Origin of the sequence: Aeromicrobium erythreum, assembly GCF_001509405.1 — a bacterium.
Taxonomy (GTDB): domain Bacteria; phylum Actinomycetota; class Actinomycetes; order Propionibacteriales; family Nocardioidaceae; genus Aeromicrobium; species Aeromicrobium erythreum.
In genome coordinates this window covers 1,525,742-1,551,682 of record NZ_CP011502.1, presented here as the reverse complement: position 1 = coordinate 1,551,682, position 25,941 = coordinate 1,525,742, and the positions used below count along the sequence as shown (strand labels likewise).

At 73.8% G+C, this 25,941-nt stretch carries 24 protein-coding genes; 10 read left to right on the top strand and 14 right to left on the bottom strand.

The window, feature by feature from the left end; all coding sequences use genetic code 11:
- Nucleotides 1-14 precede the first annotated feature (14 nt).
- Genes ftsY through Aeryth_RS07270 form a run of 5 tightly spaced genes read right to left on the bottom strand, consistent with a single transcriptional unit; the run spans nt 15 to nt 6,958 of the window.
- Nucleotides 15-1,196 (bottom strand): signal recognition particle-docking protein FtsY, encoded by a 1,182-nt coding sequence (gene ftsY, locus Aeryth_RS07290; RefSeq protein WP_067856573.1) that lies wholly within the window; start codon nt 1,194-1,196, stop codon nt 15-17.
- Nucleotides 1,193-2,815: a thiol reductant ABC exporter subunit CydC gene (cydC, locus tag Aeryth_RS07285; RefSeq protein ID WP_067856572.1), complete on the bottom strand. Its 1,623-nt coding sequence runs from the start codon at nt 2,813-2,815 to the stop codon at nt 1,193-1,195. Before cydC ends, ftsY begins: the two co-directional genes overlap by 4 nt.
- The gene (gene cydD / locus Aeryth_RS07280) at nt 2,812-4,473 is read right to left on the bottom strand and encodes a thiol reductant ABC exporter subunit CydD (protein WP_067856571.1); all 1,662 of its coding nucleotides are present in this window, start codon (nt 4,471-4,473) and stop codon (nt 2,812-2,814) included. The genes cydC and cydD overlap by 4 nt, the downstream gene beginning before the upstream one ends.
- 9 nt (nt 4,474-4,482) lie before the next feature.
- Nucleotides 4,483-5,499 (bottom strand): cytochrome d ubiquinol oxidase subunit II, encoded by a 1,017-nt coding sequence (cydB, locus tag Aeryth_RS07275; protein WP_067856570.1) that lies wholly within the window; start codon nt 5,497-5,499, stop codon nt 4,483-4,485.
- A gap of 31 nt (nt 5,500-5,530) precedes the next feature.
- Nucleotides 5,531-6,958, bottom strand: coding sequence for a cytochrome ubiquinol oxidase subunit I (locus Aeryth_RS07270; RefSeq protein WP_067856569.1), 1,428 nt, complete (start codon nt 6,956-6,958; stop codon nt 5,531-5,533).
- A 114-nt stretch (nt 6,959-7,072) separates the two neighbouring features.
- On the opposite strand from Aeryth_RS07270, the gene Aeryth_RS07265 reads away from it, so the two are divergent.
- Both Aeryth_RS07265 and Aeryth_RS07260 read left to right on the top strand, forming a co-directional pair.
- Nucleotides 7,073-7,459, top strand: a complete 387-nt coding sequence (locus Aeryth_RS07265) for a BlaI/MecI/CopY family transcriptional regulator (RefSeq protein ID WP_067856566.1) — start codon at nt 7,073-7,075, stop codon at nt 7,457-7,459.
- Nucleotides 7,456-8,352, top strand: a complete 897-nt coding sequence (locus tag Aeryth_RS07260; protein ID WP_067856563.1) for a M56 family metallopeptidase — start codon at nt 7,456-7,458, stop codon at nt 8,350-8,352. The genes Aeryth_RS07265 and Aeryth_RS07260 overlap by 4 nt, the downstream gene beginning before the upstream one ends.
- Before the next feature lie 7 nt (nt 8,353-8,359).
- On the opposite strand, the gene Aeryth_RS07255 is transcribed toward Aeryth_RS07260, so the two are convergent.
- The 4 genes from Aeryth_RS07255 to Aeryth_RS07240 all read right to left on the bottom strand — a co-directional run bounded on the left by Aeryth_RS07255 (nt 8,360) and on the right by Aeryth_RS07240 (nt 13,392).
- A complete protein-coding gene (locus tag Aeryth_RS07255; protein ID WP_067856560.1) occupies nt 8,360-9,055 on the bottom strand; it encodes a DUF4241 domain-containing protein in 696 nt (231 codons plus the stop codon).
- 40 nt (nt 9,056-9,095) lie between these two features.
- Entirely contained in the window at nt 9,096-9,545 is a 450-nt protein-coding gene (locus tag Aeryth_RS07250) for an acyl-CoA thioesterase (RefSeq protein ID WP_067856557.1), read from the bottom strand.
- Complete coding sequence (gene smc / locus Aeryth_RS07245; protein WP_067856554.1) at nt 9,542-13,126, bottom strand: chromosome segregation protein SMC; 3,585 nt, start codon at nt 13,124-13,126, stop codon at nt 9,542-9,544. Before smc ends, Aeryth_RS07250 begins: the two co-directional genes overlap by 4 nt.
- A 65-nt stretch (nt 13,127-13,191) precedes the next feature.
- A complete protein-coding gene (locus Aeryth_RS07240; protein WP_067856552.1) occupies nt 13,192-13,392 on the bottom strand; it encodes a hypothetical protein in 201 nt (66 codons plus the stop codon).
- Between the two features lie 147 nt (nt 13,393-13,539).
- On the opposite strand from Aeryth_RS07240, the gene Aeryth_RS07235 reads away from it, so the two are divergent.
- Both Aeryth_RS07235 and Aeryth_RS07230 read left to right on the top strand, forming a co-directional pair.
- The gene (locus Aeryth_RS07235; RefSeq protein WP_083516327.1) at nt 13,540-14,052 is read left to right on the top strand and encodes a PH domain-containing protein; all 513 of its coding nucleotides are present in this window, start codon (nt 13,540-13,542) and stop codon (nt 14,050-14,052) included.
- Nucleotides 14,039-15,454: a PH domain-containing protein gene (locus Aeryth_RS07230; RefSeq protein WP_067856549.1), complete on the top strand. Its 1,416-nt coding sequence runs from the start codon at nt 14,039-14,041 to the stop codon at nt 15,452-15,454. The genes Aeryth_RS07235 and Aeryth_RS07230 overlap by 14 nt, the downstream gene beginning before the upstream one ends.
- Here the strand turns inward: Aeryth_RS07230 and dusB are convergent.
- The 3 genes from dusB to Aeryth_RS07215 all read right to left on the bottom strand — a co-directional run bounded on the left by dusB (nt 15,395) and on the right by Aeryth_RS07215 (nt 18,950).
- Nucleotides 15,395-16,600: a tRNA dihydrouridine synthase DusB gene (gene dusB / locus Aeryth_RS07225; protein WP_083516326.1), complete on the bottom strand. Its 1,206-nt coding sequence runs from the start codon at nt 16,598-16,600 to the stop codon at nt 15,395-15,397. The two genes, Aeryth_RS07230 and dusB, sit on opposite strands and share 60 nt — an antisense overlap.
- A 312-nt stretch (nt 16,601-16,912) precedes the next feature.
- Nucleotides 16,913-17,545, bottom strand: coding sequence for a hypothetical protein (locus tag Aeryth_RS07220; RefSeq protein ID WP_144433712.1), 633 nt, complete (start codon nt 17,543-17,545; stop codon nt 16,913-16,915).
- Between the two features lie 25 nt (nt 17,546-17,570).
- Nucleotides 17,571-18,950: a glycine--tRNA ligase gene (locus tag Aeryth_RS07215; protein WP_067856543.1), complete on the bottom strand. Its 1,380-nt coding sequence runs from the start codon at nt 18,948-18,950 to the stop codon at nt 17,571-17,573.
- 209 nt (nt 18,951-19,159) lie between these two features.
- Between Aeryth_RS07215 and Aeryth_RS07210 the strand changes: the two genes are divergently transcribed.
- Genes Aeryth_RS07210 through Aeryth_RS07185 form a run of 6 tightly spaced genes read left to right on the top strand, consistent with a single transcriptional unit; the run spans nt 19,160 to nt 23,551 of the window.
- Nucleotides 19,160-20,179, top strand: a complete 1,020-nt coding sequence (locus tag Aeryth_RS07210) for a metal ABC transporter substrate-binding protein (RefSeq protein WP_067856540.1) — start codon at nt 19,160-19,162, stop codon at nt 20,177-20,179.
- Nucleotides 20,176-20,949 (top strand): metal ABC transporter ATP-binding protein, encoded by a 774-nt coding sequence (locus tag Aeryth_RS07205; RefSeq protein ID WP_067856537.1) that lies wholly within the window; start codon nt 20,176-20,178, stop codon nt 20,947-20,949. Before Aeryth_RS07210 ends, Aeryth_RS07205 begins: the two co-directional genes overlap by 4 nt.
- Nucleotides 20,946-21,785 carry a metal ABC transporter permease gene (locus Aeryth_RS07200; RefSeq protein WP_236749843.1) on the top strand — a complete coding sequence of 280 codons (840 nt, stop codon included), beginning with the start codon at nt 20,946-20,948 and terminating at the stop codon, nt 21,783-21,785. Before Aeryth_RS07205 ends, Aeryth_RS07200 begins: the two co-directional genes overlap by 4 nt.
- An 8-nt stretch (nt 21,786-21,793) precedes the next feature.
- Complete coding sequence (locus Aeryth_RS07195) at nt 21,794-22,183, top strand: Fur family transcriptional regulator (protein ID WP_067856534.1); 390 nt, start codon at nt 21,794-21,796, stop codon at nt 22,181-22,183.
- Nucleotides 22,180-23,097 (top strand): hypothetical protein, encoded by a 918-nt coding sequence (locus Aeryth_RS07190; protein ID WP_067856531.1) that lies wholly within the window; start codon nt 22,180-22,182, stop codon nt 23,095-23,097. Before Aeryth_RS07195 ends, Aeryth_RS07190 begins: the two co-directional genes overlap by 4 nt.
- A 10-nt stretch (nt 23,098-23,107) precedes the next feature.
- On the top strand, nt 23,108-23,551 hold the full coding sequence (locus tag Aeryth_RS07185; RefSeq protein WP_202967717.1) for a GNAT family N-acetyltransferase: 444 nt from the start codon (nt 23,108-23,110) through the stop codon (nt 23,549-23,551).
- Between the two features lie 39 nt (nt 23,552-23,590).
- Here the strand turns inward: Aeryth_RS07185 and Aeryth_RS07180 are convergent, their stop codons facing one another.
- Both Aeryth_RS07180 and cimA read right to left on the bottom strand, forming a co-directional pair.
- Entirely contained in the window at nt 23,591-24,352 is a 762-nt protein-coding gene (locus Aeryth_RS07180) for a hypothetical protein (protein WP_067856525.1), read from the bottom strand.
- Nucleotides 24,349-25,926, bottom strand: coding sequence for a citramalate synthase (cimA, locus tag Aeryth_RS07175; protein WP_144433711.1), 1,578 nt, complete (start codon nt 25,924-25,926; stop codon nt 24,349-24,351). Before cimA ends, Aeryth_RS07180 begins: the two co-directional genes overlap by 4 nt.
- Between the last annotated feature and the right edge of the window lie 15 nt (nt 25,927-25,941).

The following is a 25,941-nucleotide window of genomic DNA, read 5'->3' as shown; positions in this document are numbered from 1 at the left end:
GGCGTGTTACGTCCTCACGCCAGCAGCGCGTCGACGAACTCCTCGGCGTCGAACGGCGCGAGGTCGTCGGCCCCCTCGCCGAGACCGACGTACTTGACCGGGACGCCGAGCTCGCGCTGGACGGCGACGACGATGCCGCCCTTGGCCGTGCCGTCGAGCTTGGTGAGCACCACGCCGGTGACCTTGACCACCTCGCCGAACACCTGGGCCTGGCGCAGGCCGTTCTGGCCGGTGGTCGCGTCGATGACGAGCAGCACCTCGGTGACGGGTGCCTGCTTCTCGGCCACGCGCTTGACCTTGCCCAGCTCGTCCATCAGGCCCGCCTTCGTGTGCAGGCGACCGGCCGTGTCGATGACGACGACGTCGGCACCGGTCTCGAGGCCCTGCTTGACGGTGTCGAAGCCGACGCTGGCGGGGTCGCCGCCCTCGGGACCGCGCACGACGTCGACCCCGACGCGCTGGCCCCACGTGCTGAGCTGGTCGGCCGCGGCGGCGCGGAACGTGTCGGCCGCGCCGAGCACGACGGTGCGGTCCTCGGCGACGAGCACGCGGGCGAGCCGGCCGACCGTCGTGGTCTTGCCGGTGCCGTTGACGCCCACGACGAGCACGACGCCGGGCGTGCCCTCAGGGCCCTGCAGCGCGAGCGAGCGGTCGAGGGTCGGGTCGACGAGCGCGACGAGCTCCTCGCGCAACGCCCGGCGCGCGGCCTCGGGGTCGGTGATGCCCTCGACGCGCACCCGCGTGCGGAGCCGGTCGACGAGCTCGGTCGTCGGACCGACACCCACGTCGGCGGCAAGGAGCGTGTCCTCGAGCTCCTCCCAGGCGGCGTCGTCGAGGTCGGCCCGGCCGAGCACCGCGAGGAGGCCGCGACCGAGCGAGGAGTTGGAGCGGGCCAGCCTCGCGCGCAGGCGCACCAGGCGGCCCTGCGCCGGCTCCGGCCGCTCGACGGTGGTCGTCGGGGCGGTCGGCTGGTCCTTCTCGTCGGCCGGGACCTCCTCGAACGGCGGTTCCTCGTCCTCCGACGGGAGGTGGGGCTCCGGGTGCTCCGGGTGCTCGATGTACTCCTCGGTGATCGCGTCGAGGTCGCGCGGGGGCGGCAGCTCGCCCCGACCACGGCGCACGAGGAGGGCGGCGCCGCCGCCGAGGACGACGACGGCGACGGCGATGAGGGCGACGAGCAGCTCGGTGTTGGTCACCGGACCACCCTAGGACGTCGGACCGGCGACGGCCGCAGGTCGACCCGCTGCGGGTACCGCGCGACGACCTCCGGGGCGTGCGACACGACGACGACGGTGTGCTCGGGCGCCAGGGCGTCGACGTCGTCGAGCAGGGCGCGGGCGGTCTCGCCGTCGAGGTGCTCGGTCGGCTCGTCCAGCACGAGGACGCGGTGTCCCGCCAGCAGCATGCGGGCGAGACCGAGCCGCTGCCGCTCCCCGCCGGAGACGCGCGACCCGTCCTCGCCGAGCACGGTGTCGAGCCCGTCGGGCCACGAGGCGACCGTGTCGGCGAGCCGGACGCGGCCGAGCGCGCGCCACAGCGTGGCGTCGTCGGCGCGGGGGTCGGCGACGCGCAGGTTCTCGCGCACCGTGGTGTCGAACAGCACGGTGTCCTGCTGCATCCAGCCGACCACGGCGCGCACCTGCTCGCGGTCGAGGTCGAGCAGGTCGACGCCGCCCAGCCGCACCGTGCCGCTCCGGGCCGCGACCAACCGGGACAGCGTGGCCGCGAGCGTGCTCTTGCCCGACCCGCTGGGGCCGGTGACGACCACCCGCGCGCCCTCGGGCACGTGCACGTTGAGGTGCTCGACGAGGTCGGCGTCCCAGCCGAGCGTGACGTCCTGCAGGTCCAGGGCGAAGCCGTCGGGCCGGCGCGTACCGTCGAGGGGGGCCGGCATCGGGTCGCTGCCCCCCTCGAGCGCGACGAGCCTGCGGCGCGCGGCCTGCACGCGCGGTCGCAGCCGCTCGGCCTCCGCCACGGCGTCCAGCACGTCGACCAGCCCGACCGGCGCGAGGAGCAGCACGCCGACGAGCGGACCGGTGAGGCCTGCGTCGGCCGTGAGCAGCGCGGTCGCGAGCACGCAGGCCGCGCAGGAGACGAGCACCACGAGCGAGCCGAGACCTCCGGCCCAGGCTCGTCGCCGGTCCTGACGGGCGAGCGCGTCGACGGCGGCGTGCGCCCGGACGTCACGGCCTCGCGCGGACCCGTAGGCGACGAGGTCGGGTGCCGCCAGCACGAGCTCGGTCACGTCGGGCGAGAGCGCCGTCGGTGCGCTGCCCTCGGCACCCGCGAGCCTCGGGACGAGCACGCGCGCCGCCAGCAGGGCCGTCGCGGCGAAGGCGGCGAGCGCCACGCCCGCCGCCGGCAGGACCAGCGCGACGACGGCTACCGTGACCGCGCACGTGACGAGGGCCGAGGCCCACGGCAGCCGCAGGCGGAGCAGACCGTCCTGCAGCGCCTCGACGTCGGCGACGACGGTGCGGACGACGTCGCCGCGACGCGTCGCGCCGGCTGCGGGCATCACGCGGGCGAGTCCCTCGTAGGACCGCACGCGGTGGTCGATCCCGCGGGCGAGGGCAGCGTCGTGGGTCAGCAGCCGCTCGGCGTAGCGCAGCGCGGCGCGCGCGACCCCGAACATCCGCACCGAGGTGACGGCGACGATGAGGTAGAGCACCGGTGGCTGCTCCGCCGCGCGCACGACCAGCCAGCCCGACGTCAGCAGCAGCCCGAGCGAGCTCAGCTGCGCGAGCACGCCGAGCGCGCCACCCGCGGCGAGCCGGGTGCGCGACGATGCCAGCAGGCGCGACCGGCGGCTCACGGGGTCACCTCTCCTGCCGGCCCGGCCTGGACCACCTCGACCGGGCGGTCGACGCGCAGCTCCCGCGACGCCGCCGCCACGGTCTCGGCGCGGTGGGCGACGACGAGCACCGTCACGTCGCCCGACTCCTGCAGGCGGCACAGCGTCCCGAGGACGGTGCTCTCGCGCTCGGCGTCGAGACCGGCGGTCGGCTCGTCCATCAGCACGAGCCAGGCTCCGCCGTCGCGCACCCGCAGGAGCGCCCGGGCGACCGCGACGCGACGCCGCTCCCCCGCCGACAGCGCCTGTCCCTGCTCGCCGACCTCGCGTCGGGGAGCGAGGTCGGCCGCTCCTGCGTCGACGAGCGCCGACCGCACAGCCTCGTCCGAGGCGGCCGGGTGGCCGAGCCGGACGTTGTCCGCGACGGTGCCGGCCAGCAGGTGCGGGTCCTGCGGGACCCAGGCCACCTGCCGCCGCCACGCGTCCGGGTCGAGCTCGACCACGGGCACGCCGCCGACCCGCACGGAGCCGCTCGTGGGCAGCGCGAAGCCGAGCAGCACGGCGAGCAGCGTCGACTTGCCGGCACCGGACGGTCCCGTCACGGCGACGAACTCCCCCGGCTGCAGCGTCAGTCCTGGCAGCGCGAGGGCGGGCCGCTCGCGACCTGGGTGGACGACGACCAGGTCGCGCACCTCGACCGGCGCGGGACCCTCGACCACCAGGTGGCCGGTCCGCCGTTCGCCGTCGAGGAGCGTGAGGGCCTCGTCGGCCGCCGCCAGGCCCTGGGTGCTGTCGTGGAAGAGCGTGCCGAGCCGACGCAGCGGGAGGTACGCCTCCGGCGCGAGCACGATGACGAGCAGCCCGGTCGCGAGGTCGAGGTCGCCGGTCACGAGCCGCAGACCGGCCGCCACCGCCACGAGCGCGACGGACAGCGTCGAGAAGAGCTCGAGCACGAACGAGGACAGGAACGCGGTGCGCAGCGAGGCCATGGTGGCGCGACGGTGCCGCTCCCCCACCTCGCGGAGGCCGCGGCCGGAGTCGCGCCCGAAGCCCGTCAGCACGGTCAGCCCGGCGAGCACGTCGGAGAAGTGGCGGCCGAGCCGCTGCAGCTCGGCCCAGCGGCCGTCGAGGCGGTCGCGCGTCACCATGCCGACGAGGACGAGGAAGGTCACCACGAGCGGCAGCGTGAGCACGACGATCAGCGCCGACAGCGGGTCGACGGCGAGCAGCGTGAGGACCACGGCGCCCGGCACCAGCGCGGTCAGCACCACCTGCGGCAGGAAGCGGGCCACGTAGCCGTCGAGGGCGTCGAGACCCGTGTCGAGCAGCGTGGCGACGCGTGCGCTCGACGGCGCGGGGCCGGTGCGGCGCTGGTCGAGCACGGCGTCGACGAGGTCGTGGCGCAGCCCGGCCTTGACCGCCGCCGCGGCTCGGGTGCCCGTGGTCGCCTGCGCCCACGCGAGCACGCCGCGCGCCGCCACGACGCCCGCGAGTGCCGCGGTGGTCGCGGCGACGGAGGTCGGCGCGACGCCGTCGACGAGGGCGACGACGGTGGCCGAGAGCAGCCAGGCCTGACCGACGACGGCGACCGCAGCCACCAGGCCGAGCAGCACGGTGGCGACGAGGAAGCGCCGCACGGGTCGGGACCGGCGCAGCAGCCGGGGGTCGAGGGGTCTCATCCGCGCGGCTCAGGAGGTCGGCGCGAGGACGTCGTCAGGGATGTGGTGCGTCCCGATCCGCCGCCGGAACACCCAGTACGACCACGCCTGGTAGCCGACGACCAGGGGCGTGAAGGCCGCCGCGACCCAGGTCATGATCGTCAGCGTGTACGGCGTCGACGCCGCGTTCGTCGTCGTGAGGCTCCAGGACGGGTCGAGCGAGGAGACCATGACGTCGGGGAACAGCGCCGTGAAGAGCATGACCACCACCGCGGCGATCGACAGCGCCGTGCCGACGAAGGCCCAGCCCTCGCGCCGGGCCGACGCGGCCGCGAGACCGGCGGCGAAGCACGCCACGGCCACGGCACCGGCCACCCAGACGACGGCGTCGCCGTCGCGGCCGGCCGTCCACCCGACGAACACCGTGGCGAGCACCGCCGCGACGACCCCCACCCGCAGTGCCAGGACGCGCGCCCGCTCGCGGATGTCGCCGACCGTCTTCAGGCCGACGAAGACGGCGCCGTGCACGAGGAACACGGTGAGGGTGACGAGACCGCCGAGCAGCGCGTACGGGTTCAGCAGGTCGACGACGGAGCCGACGAACTCCTTGTCGGCGTCGATCGGCACGCCGCGCACCAGGTTGGCCAGCGCCACGCCCCACAGCACCGCGGGCACCACCGACCCGATGAGGATGCCGACGTCGCAGCGACGCTTCCAGACCATCGCGGGGCGCTTGCTGCGGTACTCCAGCGCGACGATGCGCAGGATGAGGGCGACGAGGATGACGAAGAGCGGCAGGTAGAAGCCGCTGAACAACGTGGCGTACCACTCCGGGAACGCCGCGAACGTGGCCCCGCCGGCGACGATGAGCCACACCTCGTTGCCGTCCCACACCGGGCCGATGGTGTTGAGCAGCACGCGGCGCTCCTTCTCGTCGCGGGCCAGCACGGCGGTGAGCATGCCGACGCCGAAGTCGAACCCCTCGAGCACGAGGTAGCCGATCCACAGCACGGCGATGAGCACGAACCAGACGGTGGTGAGCTCCATGACGGTCTCCTGGTGCAGGGGGTGGGGCGGGTCAGTAGGCGAACGCGAGCGGCGCGTCCGGGTCGTCGACGAGCTCGGGCGGGTCGGCGTCGGGCAGGCCCTTGCGGATGTAGGTGAGCAGGAGGCGGAACTCGACGACGGCGAGCGCCGCGTACAGCGCGGTGAAGCCGACGAGCGTCGTCAGGGCCTCCCCCGCGCTGACACCCGGCGACACCCCGGCCGAGGTCTCCATGAGCCCGAACACGACCCAGGGCTGGCGGCCCATCTCGGTGAAGATCCACCCGAACGAGCTCGCCGCGAGCGGCAGGAACGGCAGGACGACGGCGGTGCGCAACAGCCAGCGCCCCTCCCACGTCGCGAGCGACGGCAGGCGCCGTCGTCGCGTGGCCCAGAGCAGCCAGGCGCCACCGACCATGGCGAGTCCGCCTGCGGTGATCATCGCGCGGAACGTCCAGTAGGTCACCGGGATGTTCGGCGCGTAGTCGCCGGGTCCGAACCGCTGCTCGTACTCCTCCTGGAGGGAGTCGATGCCGCGGACCTCGCCGTCCCAGGTGCCGGTGCCCAGGAACGACAGGAGCCGCGGGATCTTGACCTCGAACAGCGGCTCGCTGCCGTCGAGGGTGCCGACGGTCAGCAGGGAGAACGACGCGGGGGCCTCGTCCTCGTACAGCCCCTCGGCCGCCGCCATCTTCATCGGCTGCACCTCGGTCATGACCTTGCCCTGGAAGTCGCCGGAGACCATCGTGCCGGCGCCGGCGACGAGCAGCACGACGGCGCCGAGGCGCACGGCGGTCCGGAAGGCCTCGCGCTCCTCCTCGTCCTCGCGACGTGGACCGCGCAGCATCTGCCAGAGCCCGACGCCGGCGACCACGGCACCGCCGACCATGAAGCACGCGAAGATCGTGTGCGGGAAGGTGACGAGCACGACCTTGTTGGTCATGACCGCCCAGAAGTCCGTGAGCTCGGCCCGGCCGGACTCCTCGTCCATGCGGTAGCCCACCGGGTTCTGCATGAACGAGTTGGCGGCCAGGATGAAGTAGGCCGAGAGCACGGTGCCGATCGCCGCGAGCCAGATGCACGCCAGGTGGACGGCCGGCTTGAGCCGGTCCCAGCCGAAGATCCAGAGACCGAGGAAGGTCGACTCCAGGAAGAACGCCAGCAGGCCCTCGATGGCCAGCGGCGCCCCGAAGACGTCGCCGACGAACCGCGAGTAGTCGCTCCAGTTCATGCCGAACTGGAACTCCTGGACGATGCCCGTCGCGATGCCGAGCGCGAAGTTGATCAGGAAGAGCTTGCCGTAGAAGCGCGTGAGCCGGAGGTACTTCTCGTTCCCCGTGCGGTGCCACGCGGTCTGCAGCATGGCGACGAGGAAGACCAGCCCGATCGTGACCGGGACGAAGAAGAAGTGGTAGACGGTCGTGATGCCGAACTGCCACCGGGCGATGTCGAGCGCTTCCATGCGACGCCTCCGCTGCGTGAACTACTACGTCTCGTAGTAACTACTACCGAGCGTAGGACTCGCGGCGTCGTCCCGGCAAGCCAAACTCCTACATCGCGTAGTAGATTAGGTCACATGCCCCCGTCCTCCCGCTCCCTCGGCTCCCTCGAGCGCTCCGTCATGGACGTCCTCTGGCGTGCCACCAGCGCCTTGACCGTCCGCGAGGTGCAGGAGCAGCTCGAGGCCGGCGGGTCCGCCGACCTCGCCTACACGACCGTCATGACGGTGCTCGACCGGCTCGGCGCCAAGGAGATGGTGAGCCGCGAGCGCGACGGGCGGGCGTTCCGGTACACCGCGGCGCTCTCCCGCGAGGCCGCCACGGCCGAGCTCCTGAACGCCACGCTCGACAGCTCGGGCGACCGCACCGCCGCGCTCGTGCACTTCGCGCGCACGGTCGACCCGGCCGAGGCCGCGGCCCTGCGCGCGGCGCTGGAGGAGATCGAGGCACCGGGCACGCCATGACGCCCCTGCTGCTCGGCGCGATCGGCCTCGCGCTGGCCCTCCCGGTCCCCGCGCTGCTCTCGCGCGCGGCGTGGCCCCGGCTCGCACCCGCCGCCGGCATCGTGCTCTGGCAGTCGCTCGCCCTCGCGGCGGTCCTCGCCATCTCCGGGGCGGCGCTCTCCACCGCGCTCTGGCTCGTGACCGACCCGGAACCTGCTCCGTGGCGTGTGGTGCTGCACGTGGTCATCATGGGCATCGGCGTCCTGGTCTGGGCGCGCTTCTGGTGGGCCGCCTGGCAGGTGTGGCGGGAGACCTCGCAGCGCCGTGCGCGGCACCGCGAGCTCGTCGACCTGCTGGGCGAGCCGCACGGCGCCCTGCCCGCCGTGCGTGTGCTGGCCGAGCAGACGCCGGTCGCCTACTGCATCCCTCGGCTGCGCGACCCGCGCGTCGTCATCTCCAGCGGCGCCGTGGCCTCGCTCGACGACGAGGCGCTGCGGGCGGTGCTCGAGCACGAGCGCTCGCACGTGCGCACGCGGCACGACCTCGTGCTCGAGGCCTTCGGCGTCCTGCACCGCGCCTTCCCCCGCGTCCTGCGCACCGATGCCCCGTTGCGCCAGAGCCAGGTGATGGTCGAGCTCATGGCCGACGACGCCGCACGCCGGGTCACGGGCGACCGTCCGCTCGCGCGGGCGATCGTCGCGCTCGCCGGTGGCTCCACGCCGGCCGGCGCGCTCGGGGCGGGCAGCGACGCGCTGGTGCGCCTCGAGCGGCTGCGCGACCCCGCCTCACGGAGTGCGCGGCGTGCCTCGGCGGTCGCGTCCGGCGTCGTCTCGGCCGCCGTCCTCGTCGTGCCGACGGTCTTCGTGGCGGTGCCGTGGCTCTACCACGCCGTCGAGGTGCTGCTCACGCGCTGAGCTGCGCTCAGCGCCGGAACAGCCGACGCAGGAAGCCGCCGGTGGCCGGCTCCGGCTCCTCGGCAGACGCCGCCGGCGGCGCGGGCTCGTCGTCCTGCACGTCGACGACGTCGAGGTCGACGTGCACGCCCAGGAGCGAGCCGTCGGCGGCCAGGGTCCGCCAGACGCGGTAGACGCCGTCGCCCCAGCCCGCGGTCGACAGCACGACGTTCTCCCCCGCCGTCGCCCGGGGAAGCCGGACGTCGATGCCGTGGCGGTGGACGCCGTCGTCGGGGTAGTGCAGCAGCTCGATCCAGCCGTCGAAGACCTCGTCGTACCAGGTCGAGCGGTCCTCCGGCATGCCGCGCTCGACGCTCTCGGCGTCGGCGAACCCCACCACGCCCGCGTCGACGGGGACGTCGCGCGCGGCGGCCCGCTCCACGACGGCGGGCTCGCCCTCGGCCAGCACGAGCGACAGGTACGCCACCCGCACGTGCGAGCCGTCCTGCGCGTCGGAGACGTCGGCCAGGGTCATCGCCACGGGGTGGTCGCCCCCGGGCACGTCGACCAGCATGCCCTCCCCCAGGTTCACGAGGGAGTCGCTCACCTCGAGCCGCCCGCTCGGGAGCCGCAGCACCCCGAGCCGCTCCACGGTCAGGGTCCGAGGGCCCTCGTCGGTCTCGACGACGCCGGTGCGCAGGGCGTGGAAGTGCTGCAGGTCCATGGCGTCCAGCCTGCCAGGCGCCGGGGGCGCCCCGCCACGCTCAGGTGAGCGGGGCCAGCGCGGCGCGCACGACGTCGGGCACCGGGGTGACCGTGCGGTCGGCGCCCGAGACGTACACGTGCACGAACCGCCCGACCGCTGCCGGCTCGTCGGACTCGCCCTGGAACAGGCCGATCTCGTACACGACGCTCGACGTGCCGAGCCGCGTCACGCGCAGGCCGGCCTCGACGTCGGCGGGGAAGCGCAGCTCGCGCAGGAAGCGGCAACCGGTCTCCGCGACGACGCCGTAGGCGTCGAGCGTGCGGGGGTCGACGCCGTCCAGCTCGTGGGCCCGCTCGATGAGGTAGCCGTTCACCGCGGTGTCGAAGTAGGAGTAGTAGACGACGTTGTTGACGTGCCCGTAGACGTCCTCGTCCGCCCACCGCGTCGTGATGCGGCGCAGGACCGGGAAGTCGGTGCGTCGGGGCTCGGTCCGCTCCGGCCCGCTCACGCGGTCTCCTCCTCGCGCAGCCGCTGGCTGATGACGGTGGTGACACCGTCGCCCCGCATCGAGACGCCGTAGAGCGCGTCGCCGACCTCCATCGTCCGCTTCTGGTGGGTGATGACGATAAGCTGGGAGTTGGCGCGCAGCTCCTCGTAGATCTCGAGCAGGCGGCCCAGGTTGGTGTCGTCGAGCGCGGCCTCGACCTCGTCGAGGATGTAGAACGGGCTCGGGCGGGCCTTGAACAGGGCCACCAGGAACGCGACGGCGACGAGCGAGCGCTCACCGCCGGACAGCAGCGACAGCCGCTTGACCTTCTTGCCTGGCGGCCGTGCCTCGACGTCGATGCCGGTGGTCAGCATGTCGTCGGGGTCGGTGAGCAGGAGACGACCCTCGCCGCCCGGGAACAGGCGCGAGAACACGTCCTCGAACGCCGCCGACACGTCGACCCAGGCCTCGCTGAACACCTGCTGCACGCGCTCGTCGACGTCGGCGACGATGTCGAGCAGGTCCTGCCGGGTCCGCTTGAGGTCGTCGAGCTGCTCGGACAGGAACTGGTGGCGCTCCTCGAGTGCCGAGAACTCCTCCAGCGCGAGCGGGTTGACCTTGCCGAGCATGGCCATGGCCCGCTCCGCGGCCCGCAGCCGCTTCGTCTGCTCGGTCCGGTCGTACGGCCGGCCCTGCGGCGCCTCGTCGGTCTCTGCGGTGTCGTCGGTGTCGCTGGACTCGCCCTGCACCTCCTCGGAGGTCGGGGGCACGGGCTGGTCCGGACCGTACTCCGCGACGAGCGCCTCGACCTCGATGCCGAGCTCCTCGAGGGCGCGCGCCTCCAGCGCCTCGAGCCGCAGCCGCTGCTCGGCCCGCGCCATCTCGTCGCGGTGCACCGACGTCGTGAGTCCCTGCAGCTCCTCGGACAGGCTGCGCAGCCGGGCGCGGACGTCGCGCAGCTCGCTCTCGCGACCCGTGCGCGACTGCTCGATCCTCGAGCGCAGCGCCGCTGCCTCCGCGAGCGTCGTCTCGAGCCGGGCCAGCGCGACGTCGCCGACCGCGAGCACCGCCCGCGCCGTCTCGGCCTCGCGCAGCTGCTGCTCCCGGCGCAGCCGGGCCTGGATGCGTGCCTCGCGCTCCGCCGCCGCCGAGGCCACGAGCGCGGTCGCCTGGCCCTCGAGCGCCCGGGCCCGCTCCTCGTTGGTGCGCAGGGCGAGCCGCGCGTCGGTCTCGGCCCGGCGGGCCGTCGACGCCCGCTCGGCCAGCGTCTCGAGCGCCGACGTGTCGGGCTCCTCGTCGGGTGCCTCCTCGGCCTGCGCCAACCGCACCTCCAGGTCGGCCAGGCCGCCGAGGTCGCGCTCGTGGGCCTCCTGGGCGGCGGCGATCGCGGCCGTGAGCCGCTCCGCCTCGCCCTTCGCCGCGCGGGCCGTGGACCCGAGCTGGCCGAGCGACTCCGCGACCGCCGACATCTCGGCGTCGGACTCGTGCAGACGCTCCAGCGCCGCGTCGACGCGCTCCTGTGCCGCGATCCGCTCCTGCGCCACGCGCTGGCCGTCGAAGCGCAGCGTCTCGAGCGCGCGCTCGGCCGCCTCGAGCTCCTCACGGGCCTGGTCGATCGCCGCCTGCACCTCGAGCAGGCTCTGCTGCGAGGTCGACCCGCCCGAGGCGAAGTGAGCCCCCAGCACGTCGCCCTCGCGGGTCACGGCGGTCACGTCGGACGCCTGGGCGACCAGGGCACGTGCCGCGGCGAGGTCGTCGACCACGGCCACCTTGAAGAGCAGCCGGCGCAGCGCCGCGACGAGCGTGGCGGGCGGCTCGACCACGTCGACCGCGTAGGTCGCGCCCTCGGGCAGACCGGGCCAGTCGCGGTCGTCGACGTCGGCCTCGCCGCCGAGCAGCAGACCGGCGCGGCCGAGGTCCTCGGACTTCAGCAGCTCCATCGCGGTGACGGCGGTGTCGACGTGGTCGACGGCCACCGCGTCGGCGGCGGACCCGAGGGCCGAGGCGATGGCCGCCTCGAAGCCGGGACGCACGGTGAGCAGGGCCGCGACGGATCCCAGCAGGCCGCTGATCTCGTCGGACGCGGCGAGCAGCGCGCCGGCGCCGTCCTTGCGTGCGAGGCCCGTCTCCAGCGCCTCGACACGCGCCGCGAGCGCCGCCTGCCGGCGGGACGCGTCCTGCTCGGCGACCTGCAGCTCCCGGGCGCGGCCCTCGACGTCGGCCAGCACCGCCTCGGCGGCCTCCAGCTCCTCGTCGAGCCCGGACTCTCCCCGGCTCAGGCCGGCGATCTCGCCCTCGCGGGCCGCGAACGCCTTCTGCGCCTCGTCGGCACGGCGCAGCGCCTCGTCGCGGGCGGCACCGAGCCGCTCGACCTCGGCGTCGGCGGCCTCGGCGCGGCTCTTGAGCGCGTTGACCTGGCCACGCAGGCGCGCCAGCCCCTCCCGACGGTCGGCAGCCGCGCGCAGCAGACCGGCGACGCGACGCTCCTCCTCGCCGTAGGTGGCCTCGGCCTCGGTGCGCTCCGCGACGACCGCCTCGAGGGCGGCGCGCGCCTCCTCCACCGAGGTCGTCATGGCGCGGTGCTGCTCCTCGACGCGACGCGCCTCGGCCTCCAGCTCCTCGGGGTCGCGGCCGGTCGGCCGGTCGTCGGACTCCACGGCCGCCAGCCGCACCCGCTCGGTGGCGAGGCCGGAGGTGCCGCGCAGCCGCTCCCGCAGGCCCGACAGCGCGTACCAGGTCTCCTGGGCGGCCGACAGTGCCGGCGAGTCCTCGCGCAGCCGGTCCTCGAGCTCGGTCTCCTGCTGGCGCGCGGCGGCCACGGCGTGCTCGACGGCGGCCCGGCGCTCCTTCAGCGCCGCCTCGTCGGCCATCTCCTCGGCGATCGTCGTGCGGGCCGTGACGATGTCGTCGGCGAGCAGCCGGGCGCGGGCGTCGCGCACGTCGGCCTGGATGGTGACCGCGCGGCGGGCCACCTCGGCCTGGCGGCCGAGCGGCTTGAGCTGACGGCGCAGCTCGGTCAGCACGTCCTGCAGCCGCGTGAGGTTGCCCTGCGTCGCGTCGAGCTTGCGCAGCGCCTTCTCCTTGCGCTTGCGGTGCTTGAGGACGCCGGCCGCCTCCTCGACGAAGCCGCGCCGGTCCTCGGGCGTCGCGCGCAGCACGGAGTCGAGCTGGCCCTGGCCCACGATCACGTGCATCTCGCGGCCGATGCCGGAGTCGCTCAGCAGCTCCTGCACGTCGAGCAGACGGCAGCTGGTGCCGTTGATCGCGTACTCCGAGCCGCCGTTGCGGAACATCGTGCGCGAGATCGTGACCTCGCTGTACTCGATGGGCAGGGCGCCGTCGGTGTTGTCGATGGTCAGGACGACCTCGGCCCGACCCAGCGGCGGGCGTCCCGACGTGCCCGCGAAGATGACGTCCTCCATCTTGCCGCCGCGCAGCGACTTCGCGCCCTGCTCGCCCATGACCCAGGCGAGGGCGTCGACGACGTTGGACTTGCCGGAGCCGTTCGGCCCGACGACGCACGTGATGCCGGGCTCCAGCTCGAGCGTGGTGCTGGACGCGAACGACTTGAAGCCGCGCAGCGTGAGGCTCTTCAGGTACACGCGATCACCCTAGTGCGTCGGCGCGGCACGACCGCCGACGCGCGGCGGCGTCCCCTCCCGGGGACTCAGTGCGAGAGCGGCTCGAGCAGGTCGCCGGCGGTGACCTCGTCGACACGCTCGGCGAGGGTGCGCAGCAGACCGTCGTTCTCGACGTTGAGGCGCAGCACCTCGGCCTCGAGGTCAGCGACCCGACGCCGGAGTCGGGCGGTCTCGTGCAGCTGGTCGACGGTGGGTCCACCGACGAATCCGACGAGGGCCTTGGCCATGGGTGTTCCTCCGCAGGAGATCGCGGCTCCGGCGCGGGTGCCGGGCGGCGGGACGGTTGTACAGCGGCGGCTGCGTCTCAGAGTGTCCCACCGTCCCCCGACCCGGGTCAAACACGCCAGGACGGGCGACGGCCTAGGCTGCCGGACGTGGACGCGTCCCTCTTCCGACCGGTCTCCGAGCCCTGGACGCCGGTCTCCCCCGCCCTCGCCACGCGACGTCGCCTCGTGCTCGCCGCACCTCTCGCCGTCCTCGGCGTGGTGGCCGTCGCCGGGGCCGCGCTCGGCCCCGCCGCGGGCGTCCCGACCGGCTGGGTCGTGCTGCTCGCCGCGGTCGCCGTGGTGCTGCTCGGGGCCGCCGCCGCGCTGTGGTGGTGGGCCGAGCGGAACCGCCGGTCGTGGGGCTGGGCGGAGTCGCAGGACGACCTGCTCGTGACGTCGGGGGTCATGTTCCGCCGGCTCGTCGTGGTGCCCTACGGACGCGTGCAGTTCGTCGACGTCGAGGCCGGTCCCGTCGAGCGCCGCCTCGGCATCACCCGCGTGACCCTGCACACCGCGAGCACCGAGACCGCCGCCCAGGTGCCGGGCGTCCCCGCCGACGAGGCCCGACGCCTGCGCGACCGGCTCACCGACCTCGGGCGGGCGCACGATGCCGGGGTCTGAGCCGGGCGGAGCCCCCGCCGCCGCGGCCGAGCTGCGGGTCGGGCGCCGCACGCATCCGCTGACCGGTGTGGTCCAGGGCGGGCTGTGGGCGGGCGCGGCCGTCGTCGGCCTCGGCGCCTCGTTCCTCCAGGGCGACCGCTGGGAGGGTGTGCCCTGGTGGGTCGCGGTGCTGGCCGTCGTCGGGGGCGGGCTCGTGGTCGGCGAGCTCGCCGGACTCGTGTCGTGGTGGTTCACTCGCTTCGTCGTCGACGACGAGGAGCTGCGCATCGACAGCGGCGTCCTCACGCGGCGCTCGCGCCGGGCCGCGTTCGAGCGGATCCAGTCCGTCGACGTCGCGGAGCCGCTGCTCGCGCGGGTGGTCGGACTCGCCGAGGTGCGGGTCGACCTCGCCGGCGGCGACGAGTCGCGCCTCGTCGTGCGCTTCCTGCCGCTCGCCGAGGCGCGCGACGTGCGTCGTCTGCTGCTGCGGCGGGCGCACGGCGCGCAGGGCGACGGACCCGACGACGCCCTGCCCGACCACGACGGTGGTGAGCTCATCACGCGCGTGCCGCCGGAACGCACCCTGCTGGGCGCGCTGCTCAGCCTCGACCTGCTGGCGGCGGTGGCCGCGCTCGTCGCGATCCTGCTCGCCGCGCTCGGCTTCGGCGCACCGCTCGTCGTCCTCGGTGGCGTGCTGCCGGCGCTGTCCTGGGCGGCACAGGTCGTCGCACGGCGCGTGGTCGCCGAGTGGGGCTTCGTCCTCTGGCGCACGCCGCACGGGCTGCGGATCGAGCGCGGGCTGCTCTCGCTGACGGCCCAGACCATCCCGTACGCCCGGGTCCAGGGCGTGGCCGTCGTGGAGCCCGTCCTCTGGCGCCGACTGGGGTGGTGCCGGCTCGAGGTCGACGTGGCCGGCCGGGCGGGCTCCGACGACGGCGACCTCGACACGACGCTGCTGCCGATCGCCGACCGCGCGCTCGCCGCAGCCCTCGTGGCCGAGCTCGTGCAGGACGGCGGCCCGGACGACGAGGTCGTCACCGTGCGCGCGAGCCGACGCTCCTGGCCGTTCGCACCGGTCGGCTGGCGGTTCCGCTCGTTGTCCCTCGGCCGGCGTCGCGCCAGCTCGACCACGGGGTGGCTGCACCGACGCACCAGTCACGCGCCGCACGCGAAGGTGCAGTCGTTCGCGCTGCGGCAGGGACCGCTCCAGCGACTGCGCGACCTCGCCACGGTCGAGCTGCACACGCCCGACGGACCGGTCGACGTCGACGTGCACCACGTCGATGCGGCACAGGCGCGCGGCGTCGTGCTGCGCGCCGTCGACGTGGCGCGGGACGAGCGTGCGCAGACGGCGACCGTGGGGTCAGCCTCCGCTGGACGCGTCCTCGGCGCCGGCGTCGACGGTGCCGACGAGGTCCCGTGAGCTGAGCCAGCCGTCAGGGAGGGCCACCGTGCGCGGGCTGCCCTGGCGGCCGCGCGGTGTGCCCAGCTCGGCCACGGGGTACGGCTCGTCGGGGTCGAGGTCGGCCAGCAGCGCGTCGAGCGCGGCGTAGGACGAGACCCCCCCGAGCTCGCTGCGCACCCGCGACCCTGCGGGGAAGCCCTTGAGGTACCAGGCGACGTGCTTGCGGAACTCCACGCAGCCGCGCTCCTCGCCCAGCCAGTCGCCCAGCAGCTCGGCGTGGCGTCGCATCACGGAGGTGACCTCGCCGAGGGTCGGCAGCACGGGCCCCGACGCGTCGGGCGACGGGCCGAGCGCCGCGGCGAGGTCGCGGAAGAGCCACGGGCGACCCAGGCAGCCTCGGCCGACCACGACGCCGTCACAACCCGTGCTCTGCATCATGCGGACGGCGTCGCCGGCCTCCCAGACGTCGCCGTTGCCGAGGACCGGGATCGAGACGGCGGCCTTCAGCTCGCCGATGGTCTCCCAGCGCGCGTGGCCGGAGTAGTGCTGGGCGGCGGTGCGCGCGTGCAGGGCGATCGCGGCGCAGCCGGCGTCCTCGGCGATGTGCCCCGCGTCGAGGTAGGTCAGGTGGTCCTCGTCGATGCCGAGGCGGGTCTTCATGGTCACCGGGACCCCGTACGGCTGCGCGGCGGCGACCGTCGACTCCAGGATGCGACCGAGCAGGTTGGCCTTCCACGGCAGCGCCGCGCCCCCGCCCTTGCGGGTGATCTTCGGCACCGGGCAGCCGAAGTTGAGGTCGACGTGCTCGACGCCGTGGTCGGCGCAGAGCACCTCGACCGCGCGGCCCATCACGTCGGGGTCGACGCCGTACAGCTGCACCGAGCGCACCGACTCGTTGTCGGCGAAGGTCAGCATCGACAGGCTCGTCGCGTCGCCCTCGACCAGCCCGCGCGACGTGATCATCTCGCAGACGTACAACCCGGCGCCCTGCTCCGCGCACAGACGACGGAAGGCGACGTTGGTGACACCGGCCATCGGGGCGAGCACGACCGGCACCTCGACCTCGAGGTCGCCGAGACGCAGCGGGCGCGGGAGGAAGACGTCGCTCGAGCCCTGCGTGCCTGGCTCCGTGACGATCGTCGTCGCGGTCGTGGTGGTGGTCATCGCCTACCAGTGTCCCAGACGCACGCAGGGCCGGCGCCGACCGTCGTCGGACGCCGGCCCTGGTGCGCTCCCCACGACCGGCACGACCCGAGCGGGAGAGGCTCGGTCCGGCCTGGCCGGGCGACGTCCGGCCGGACGCATGGGAGAGACGTCCGGCGCCGCCTCGGCCGTGGCGCCGTGGAGAGGCTGCCCCGCACAGCACGGGGCCGCGTCCATCCTCGCCCGACCGGACGGTGCGACGGAACCTCGGCGCAGAAAGAACATTGAGGATCGAGAAAGAACATCGCGTCGGGTCCCTCGTCAGGGTGCCGGTCAGTCCTTCGGGCGCCACCGGACGGCCGACGCGGCATCGCCCGGCTGGAGGTCGACCGAGCGCAGCGAGGTCCCCCGTGGCAGCAGGTAGATGAAGCAGAGGTCGGCGCTGGCGCCGGCGAGGAAGCGCTTCGGCAGCGCCGACGACGGGCACGGCCGGAACCGCCCCACCAGCTCGCTCGCCGGGTAGACGACGTCGTCGTCCGCGTGCGCCAGCAGGGGCAGCGACGACCCGCCCAGGCCGGCGGGACCGTCGTTGCGCACCGTCGCATCGACGTAGTACGGCGTCGCGTCGCGGCTCCGCTCGTCGAGCGTGAAGAACCGGAAGTCCTTGATCGAGCCGCGCCGCACCTTCTCGACCGTGACGGTCACGGCGCTCGCCGCACCGTCGCCGAGGTCGATGACGACCGTGCCCTCGTCGCCGACGTCGAGCCTGCTGCCCGGGTCGGTCAGCGTGACGCCGTCCGGGACGTCGAAGCCCGACGGCGACGGTGCCGGCTCGGCCTGCGCCTCGTCCTCGGAGCGCGAGCACCCGGACACGACCAGCCCGACGGCCAGTGCGGCCAGCACCGGGACCCGCGCGACGTCCCGGAGGGACGTGCGACGGGAACGGGGTGCCGGGCGCAGGCTCACGCCCCGATTGTGTCCCGAGGGCGGTTCAGCAGCCGGGCAGACGCGCCGCGAGCCACTCGCGCACCTGCGTCAGGCCGACCCGCTCCTGCTGCATGGTGTCGCGGTCGCGGATCGTGACGGCCTGGTCGTCGAGGGTGTCGAAGTCGACCGTGATGCAGAACGGCGTGCCGATCTCGTCCTGGCGGCGGTACCGCTTGCCGATCGCGGCGGCGTCGTCGAACTCGACGTTCCAGAAGCCGCGCAGCTCCTGCGCCAGGCCCTTGGCCGTCGGCGACAGCTGCTCGTTGCGCGACAGCGGCAGCACGGCCGCCTTGGCCGGCGCGAGCCGCGGGTCGAGCCGCAGCACGGTGCGCTTGTCGACCCCGCCCTTGGTGTTGGGCGCCTCGTCCTCGGCGTAGGCGTCGACGAGGAAGGCCATCATCGAGCGGTTGACGCCGGCCGCGGGCTCGATGACGTACGGCGTGTACCGCTCGCCCGTGGCCTGGTCGAAGTAGGACAGGTCCTTGCCCGAGTGCTTCGCGTGGGTGCTGAGGTCGTAGTCGGTGCGGTTGGCGATGCCCTCGAGCTCGCCCCACTCCGAGCCCTGGAACTGGAAGCGGTACTCGATGTCGACCGTGCGCTTGGAGTAGTGCGACAGCTTCTCCTGCGCGTGCTCGTAGAAGCGCAGGTTCTCGGGGGCGACGCCGAGGTCGGTGTACCAGGCCATCCGCGTGGCCAGCCACTCCTCGTGCCACTGCTCGTCGGTGCCCGGCGGGACGAAGAACTCCATCTCCATCTGCTCGAACTCGCGCGTGCGGAAGATGAAGTTGCCCGGCGTGATCTCGTTGCGGAAGCTCTTGCCGATCTGCGCGATGCCGAACGGCGGCTTCTTGCGCGACGTCGTCAGCACCTGCGCGAAGTTCACGAAGATGCCCTGCGCGGTCTCCGGACGGAGGTAGTGCAGGCCCTCCTCGCTGTCGACCGGACCCAGGTAGGTCTTCATGAGCCCGGAGAAGGCGCGGGGCTCGGTCCAGTGGCCGCGCTCGCCGGTGTCGGGGTCGGGGACCTCGTCCCAGCTCTCGGGCTCACGGCCGTGCTTGGCCTCGAACGCCTCCCACAGGTGGTCGGCGCGGTAGCGCTTGTGGGTCTTGGTCGACTCCACGAGGGGGTCGGTGAAGACGTCGACGTGGCCGGAGGCCTCCCAGACGGGGCGCGGCAGGATCACCGAGGAGTCGAGCCCGACGACGTCGTCGCGGCTCTGCACCATCGAGCGCCACCACTGACGCTTGATGTTCTCCTTCAGCTCGACGCCGAGCGGGCCGTAGTCCCAGGCCGAGCGCGTGCCGCCGTAGATCTCGCCGCACTGGTAGACGAACCCCCGTCGCTTGCACAGGGAGATGACGGTGTCGATCAGGCTGGTGGCCATGGTGGGGCGCTCCGTTTCCGGCTGGGTGTCGGCGGGTCGTGCGCACGTCCGTGGCCGTGCGCTCCCGATGGACGTCCAGCGTATCGATCGTGCGCGAGGCGTCCGACGGCGGTGCGACCCCCATGGTGGTGCCAGCGCGACGCGGGTGTGACGCGTCCGTCAGGCGAGGGATTTGACAACGGTTCCCGCTCGTCTTGACAATCGTTCTCATGGCTCTTCGTCGCACCCGCTCCGCCGTCCTGCTCGCCTCCTGCGCCCTGGTCCTCGCGGCCTGCGGCAGCGGCGGCTCCTCCGACGGCGGCTCGGACGGCAGGCTGTCGGTCGTCACGTCGTTCTACCCGCTGCAGTACGTGACCGAGCGCATCGCCGGCGACCACGCCGACGTCACGAACCTGACGAAGCCCGGCGGCGAGCCGCACGACCTCGAGCTCAGCCCGAAGCAGGTCGCGTCGGTGCAGGACGCCGACCTCGTGGTCTACCAGGACGAGTTCCAGACCGCCGTCGACGAGGCCGTCAAGGAGGCCGACCGCGAGCCCGGCACCACGGTCGACGCCGCCGACGGCGTCGACCGCATCGAGGAGTCCGAGGAGGCGCACGCCGAGGGCGAGGAGGAGGGCCACGACGACCATGCGCACGGCGATGAGGAGCACGCCGACGAGGAGGGCCACGCGGAGGAGGAGGGCCACGACCACGGGCACGACCACGGCGGCGTCGACCCGCACCTCTGGCTCGCCCCGACGAACCTCGAGCCGCTGACCGAGCACGTGCGCGACGCCCTCGTGAAGCTCGACCCCGACCACGCCGACGAGTACGAGGCGAACGCCGCGGCCCTCGTCGCCGACCTCCAGAAGCTCGACGGCGAGTACCGGGCCGGGCTCAAGACCTGCAAGGTCCGCGACATCGTCACCAGCCACGCCGCGTTCGCCTACCTCGCCCGCGCCTACGACCTCGTGCAGATCCCCATCGCCGGCATCGACCCCAGCACCGAGCCGTCGGCCGCCCAGCTCGCCGAGATCTCCGACCTCGTGAAGCGCGACGGCATCACGACGGTCTTCACCGAGACCCTCGTCAGCCCCGCGGTCGCCCGCACGGTGGCGCGCGAGGCCGGGGTGCAGACGGCTACGCTCGACCCGATCGAGGGACTCACGAAGGACACGTCCGACCAGGACTACCTCTCGATCATGCGCTCCAACCTCGCCGAGCTCCAGAAGGCCAACAGCTGCTCATGACGCACCCCCCACTCGTCCTGCGTGACGTCGAGGTCACGCTGGGCGGTGACCCGGTGCTGCGCGGCGTCGACCTCACGGTCGAGCGGGGCGAGTTCGTGACCCTGCTCGGCTCGAACGGATCCGGGAAGTCGACGATGGTGCGCGCGGCCGTCGGGCTCGTGCCCTCGACCGGCACGGTCGAGCTCTTCGGCGAGCCGCTCACGCGGTTCCGCAGCTGGCGACGGGTCGGCTACGTGCCGCAGCGGTCGGCCGCCTCGACCGGCGTGCCCGCCACGGTGCGCGAGGTCGTCTCGAGCGGTCGCCTGTCGCTGCGCCCGCGCGTGGGGCTGCCGCGCCGGTCCGACCGCGAGGCGGTCGTCACCGCCCTGGAGAGCGTCGGCCTCGCCCACCGCGCGTCGTCGCCGCTCGTCGAGCTCTCCGGTGGCCAGCAGCAGCGTGTCGCCATCGCGCGGGCACTCGCCGGCGAGCCCGAGCTGCTCGTCATGGACGAGCCCACCGCCGGGGTCGACGCCCACCACACCGAGGACCTCGCCGACCTGCTCAGCCACCTCGCCACCGAGGGCATGACCGTGCTGCTCGTCGCGCACGAGCTCGGCCCGATGCTCCCGCTCGTGGACCGCGCCGTCGTCCTCGACCAGGGTCGCGTGGTGCACGACGGCCCGGTCGACGACCACGTCGCCGACGTCCACCAGCAGCACCACGGCGACGCCCACCCGCACACGGCCGACCCCGACCGCGTGCGTCCCCTGCCCGAGGAGGGGGTCTGGTGAGCCTCGACCTGCTCGACTACGAGTTCATGCGGCTCGCCCTCGTGGCCGCGTTCTTCACCGGTCTCGCCGCACCGGCGATCGGCACGTTCATGGTCCAGCGCCGTCTCGCGCTGCTGGGCGACGGCCTCGGCCACGTCGCCCTGACCGGCGTCGCGCTGGGGCTGCTCACGGGGACGGCGCCGGTGCTCACCGCACTCGTCGTCGCCGTCCTCGGCGCGGTCGTCATCGAGGTGCTGCGCACCTACACGCGCACCAGCGGCGACGTCGCGCTCGCGATGCTGTTCTACGGCGGCATCGCCGCGGGCGTCCTGCTGATCGGCCTCGCCGGCGAGAGCGGCGCGACCCTCAACCGCTACCTCTTCGGATCCATCACGACCGTCACCGACACCGACGTCGTCGTCGTGAGCGTGCTCGGCGTCGTCGTCGTCGGCCTGTGCCTGCTGCTCTCGCCCCAGCTGTTCGCCGTCTGCCAGGACGAGGAGCACGCCAAGGTCAGCGGCGTGCCGACACGCCTGTACGGCCTGCTGATCGCCGTCATGGCGGCCGCGACCATCACGGTCGCGATGCGCACCGTCGGGCTGCTGCTGGTGTCCGCGCTCATGGTCGTGCCCGTGGCGGCCGCACAGCAGGTCGCGCGCAGCTTCCGGCTCACGCACCTGCTGGCGATGGCCATCGGGCTGCTCACCGCGGTGCTCGGCGTCGTCACCAGCTTCGAGGCCAACACGGCACCAGGCCCCACGATCGTCATGCTCGCACTGGGCACCTTCGTGCTGACCACGCTGCTGCGTGGTGTCACCGTGGGCCTGCGTCGTCGACGGTCGGTACGCTCCTCCTGAGGAGGACCATGGTTGACATCCGCAACACCCGACAGCGGCGCGCCGTGAGCGCGGTGCTCGACGAGCTCGAAGGCTTCGCCAGCGCCCAGCAGATCCATGGCGTGCTGGGCCAGCGGGGCGAGAAGGTCGGCCTGTCGACCGTCTACCGCAACCTGCAGGCGCTCGTCGACGCCGAGCAGGTCGACGCGCTGCGCGGCAACGACGGCGAGGTGCTGTACCGGCGCTGCGAGGCCGGCGAGCACCACCACCACCTCGTCTGCCGCTCCTGCGGGCGCGCCGTCGAGGTCGCGGGCCCGGCGGTCGAGTCGTGGGCCACGAAGGTGGCGACCGAGAACGGCTTCACCGACGTCGAGCACACGCTGGAGATCTTCGGCACCTGCGCCGACTGCGTCGCGTGAGCACCTCCCCGACCCTCGTGCGGCAGGTGCTGGACCGCGACGTCTGGGAGCCGCGCGCCGCAGCCCACCGCGAGCGTGCCCGCACCTGGACCGCGCCACACCTGCTCCGCCGCGAGCGGCACGAGCCGCACCCCGTCGTCGACTTCCCCTTCGAGTACTACAACCTCTCCCCCGCCCAGCTCGAGCGCTGGCACCCCGGCCTCGACGTCGGGCTCGCCGACGCGCCGGAGCACGCCGCCCTCGGCGCCTACGTGACGCGTGACGGCGTCAGCACGGTCGACCCCAGGCGGCTCGCCTCCCGCGTGCGCGGCCTGCGGTGGACCAGGTCGCTGCTGACCGCCACGCTCGACCGCCCGGCCCGCTACGGCTGCTTCGGCCTGCACGAGTGGGCCATGGTCTACCGCTCCGAGCAGCCCCGCCACGACCTGCCGCTCCGGCTCGGCCGCAGCGGCACCGACGCCGTCGTCGAGGCCCACCCGCTCACCTGCACGCACGTCGACGCGTTCCGCTTCTTCACCCCGGCGGCCGAGCCGCGCAACGCCTGGCAGCTCGGCCGGGAGCACCAGCTCGCGCACGAGCAGCCGGGCTGCCTGCACGCCAACATGGACCTCTACCGGATCGCCTTCCGGCTGCTGCCGTTCGTCGAGTCGACGGTCGTGCTCGACGCGTTCGAGCTGGCGCTGGAGATCCGCACCGTCGACATGCAGGCCTCGCCCTACGACGTCGGCTCCTACGGCCTCGACCCGATCCCGGTCGAGGTCGCCGACGGTCGGGCCGAGTACGTGCGCCGCCAGCGCGACCTCGCGGCCCGGGCGGAACCGCTGCGGCGTGCGCTGCTGGCGCACGTCGACCGTCTGCTCGCCCACCCGGCCGCCCACGCGCCCGAGCAGCCCGACGCTCGAGACGGCCAGTAGATTGACCGACGTGGACGACGACCTGCACGTGCGCTCCGGCGACGAGCTCACCGCCGCCGAGGTGTACGACATCTGGCGGATCCGCGACGTCGTCTTCGCCGTCGAGCAGCAGTGCGACGAGCCCGACGTCGACGGCATCGACCTCCTTCCGACCTGCCACCACCTGTGGTTCGCCGACGCCGACGGACCGACCAGCTATCTGCGCACCTTCACCGCCGAGTCCGGCGTGCGCAAGGTCGGGCGGGTGGCCACGCGCCAGGACCAGCGCGGCCGCGGGCTGTCGAGCCGGCTCCTGCGGGCCGTCCTGGAGCGCTGGGGCGACGCCGAGGTCCGGCTCGGCGCGCAGGCGTACCTGCACGACTGGTACGCCGGCTTCGGCTTCGAGCGGTGCGGCGAGAACTTCTGGGAGGCGGGCATCGAGCACGTGCCGATGCGGCGACTCCCCCGCGCCTGACGCCCGCCCCGGGCCGCACACAGCATCAGCGCACCAGGATCAGCGCCCGACGCCGTCGCCGGCCAGCACGTTGTCGAGCGCCTCGCGCAGGTCGGCGCGCGTGCGCTCCTCGTACTGCGTCACCGCCGTGCGCGCGGCCGCGTACTCCTCGGCGTACTGGAAGCTGCCGCTCTGACCGGCGTCGAGCCGCGCCGCCAAGGCCTCGGCCTCGGTGATCACGTGGGTGAGCGCGCGCCGCACCGCGTCGCGCACCGCGGCGGCGTCACGGGGTGCCTCGACGGCCTCGAAGCTCGCCAGGGTGGTGCGCATGGGTGGCAGCAGCTGGGCCCGCAGCGGCGCGCCGCTCGTGACGAACGTGCCGGGCGCGAGCGCGTTCGGGTCGACCTCGAGCGCCCGACGCGCGGCGACCAGGTAGCGTTGCGCGGCCCGGGTGTCGACGACGACGTCGTCGAGGCGGTCCATCGCCTCGGTGACGACGGACTGCTCACGACGGGCGGCGCCGTAGTCCGGGGAGGCCGCTGCGCCGCGCTGCGACGTCGCGCCGAGCGTCGGCACGTCGTCGCGGTGCCGTGCCAGCACCCGGGCCACGGCGTCGGGGTCCGTCGCGTCGGCGGCCTCGAGCTCACGCACGACCACCTCGCGGTAGTGCGAGAGACGTTCCTCGTAGCGCAGCGCCACGGCGTCGGCGCGGTCGACGTCGACCTGTCGCGCACGGGCGTCGACGACCAGCGCTGCACCGAGCCCGAGGCCCAGGAGCAGGGTGGGCGCGAGGACCAGCGCGAGGAGTCGACGTCGGGTCACGCGGTGCCGACCGGGACCCCGTGCCGCCGCAGCCCGTAGGTGAGCGCGTCGACGAGCGCCTCCCACGAGGCCTCGATCATGTTCGGGCCCACCCCGACCGTGACCCACGCGTCCTTGCCGTCGGAGGTCTCGATGAGCACGCGCGTGACGGCGTCGGTGCCGTGGCCCTGGTCGAGGATGCGCACCCGGAAGTCGATGAGGTGGAACCGCGCCACGTCGGGGTACAGCTGCTCGATCGCCTGGCGGAGGGCGTGGTCGAGGGCGTTGACGGGGCCGTTGCCCTCGCCGATGACCGCGAGCCGCTGACCGGCGGCGCGCAGCTTGACGGTGGCCTCCGTGCCGCGCGAGGACTCGGCCAGCACGCGCCACGACTCGACGTCGAAGTACGAGGGTCGGGCACCCTCCATCTCCTCGGCGAGCAGCAGCTCGAACGACGCGTCGGCCGCCTCGAAGGTGTAGCCCTGCTGCTCCATGGCCTTGACGCGCTCGGTGATGCGCCCGAGCCGCTCGGCGTCGTCGCCCACGTCGTAGCCGAGCTCGCGACCCTTCAGCTCGATGGTGGCCCGACCGGCCATCTCCGAGACGAGCAGGCGCATGTCGTTGCCCACGAGCGCAGGGTCGATGTGCTGGTACAGGTCGGGGTCGACGCGGATCGCGCTGGCGTGCAGGCCGGCCTTGTGCGCGAACGACGACACGCCGGTGTACGGCTGGCGCGCGGAGGGTGGGTAGTTGGTGATCTCCGAGACGGCGTGCGCGATGCGCGTGGCCTCGGCCAGCGCCCCCTCCGGCAGCACCTGCATGCCGAGCTTGAGCTCGAGGTTGGCGACGGACGTCACGAGGTCGGCGTTGCCCGTGCGCTCGCCGTAGCCGTTCAGGCAGCCCTGCAGGTGCGTGGCCCCGGCGCGCACCGCGGCCATCGAGTTCGCGACGGCGCAGCCCGTGTCGTTGTGCGCGTGGATGCCGAGCCGCGCCCCGACGGACAGCGTGTCGGCCACGACCTCCTCGACCTGGTGCGGCAGCATGCCGCCGTTGGTGTCGCACAGCACGACGACGTCGGCGCCGGCCTCGGCGGCGGTCCGCACGACCTCCAGCGCGTACGCGCGGTTCGCGACGTAGCCGTCGAAGAAGTGCTCGCAGTCGACGAAGACGCGCTGCCCCTCGGCCCGGAGGTGCTCGACCGTGTCGCGCACCATCGCCAGGTTCTCCTCCAGCGTGGTGCGCAATGCCAGCTCGACGTGCCGGTCGTGGCTCTTCGCGACGAGCGTGACCACCGGCGCGCCGGACTCGCGCAGCGCCGCGACGAGCGGGTCGTCGGCGGCCCGCAGCCCGGCCCGACGGGTCGCGCCGAAGGCGGCCAGGGTCGCGGTCCGCAGCTCCAGCTCCTTGGCGGCGAGTGCGAAGAACTCGGTGTCCTTCGGGTTCGATCCCGGCCAGCCGCCCTCGATGAACCCGACGCCGAGGTCGTCGAGGTGGCGCGCCACGTGCAGCTTGTCCTGCACGGAGAGGTTGAGTCCCTCCTGCTGGGCACCGTCGCGCATCGTGGTGTCGTAGACGTGGAAGGCGTCGCTGGTCACGCGCGCCAGTCTACG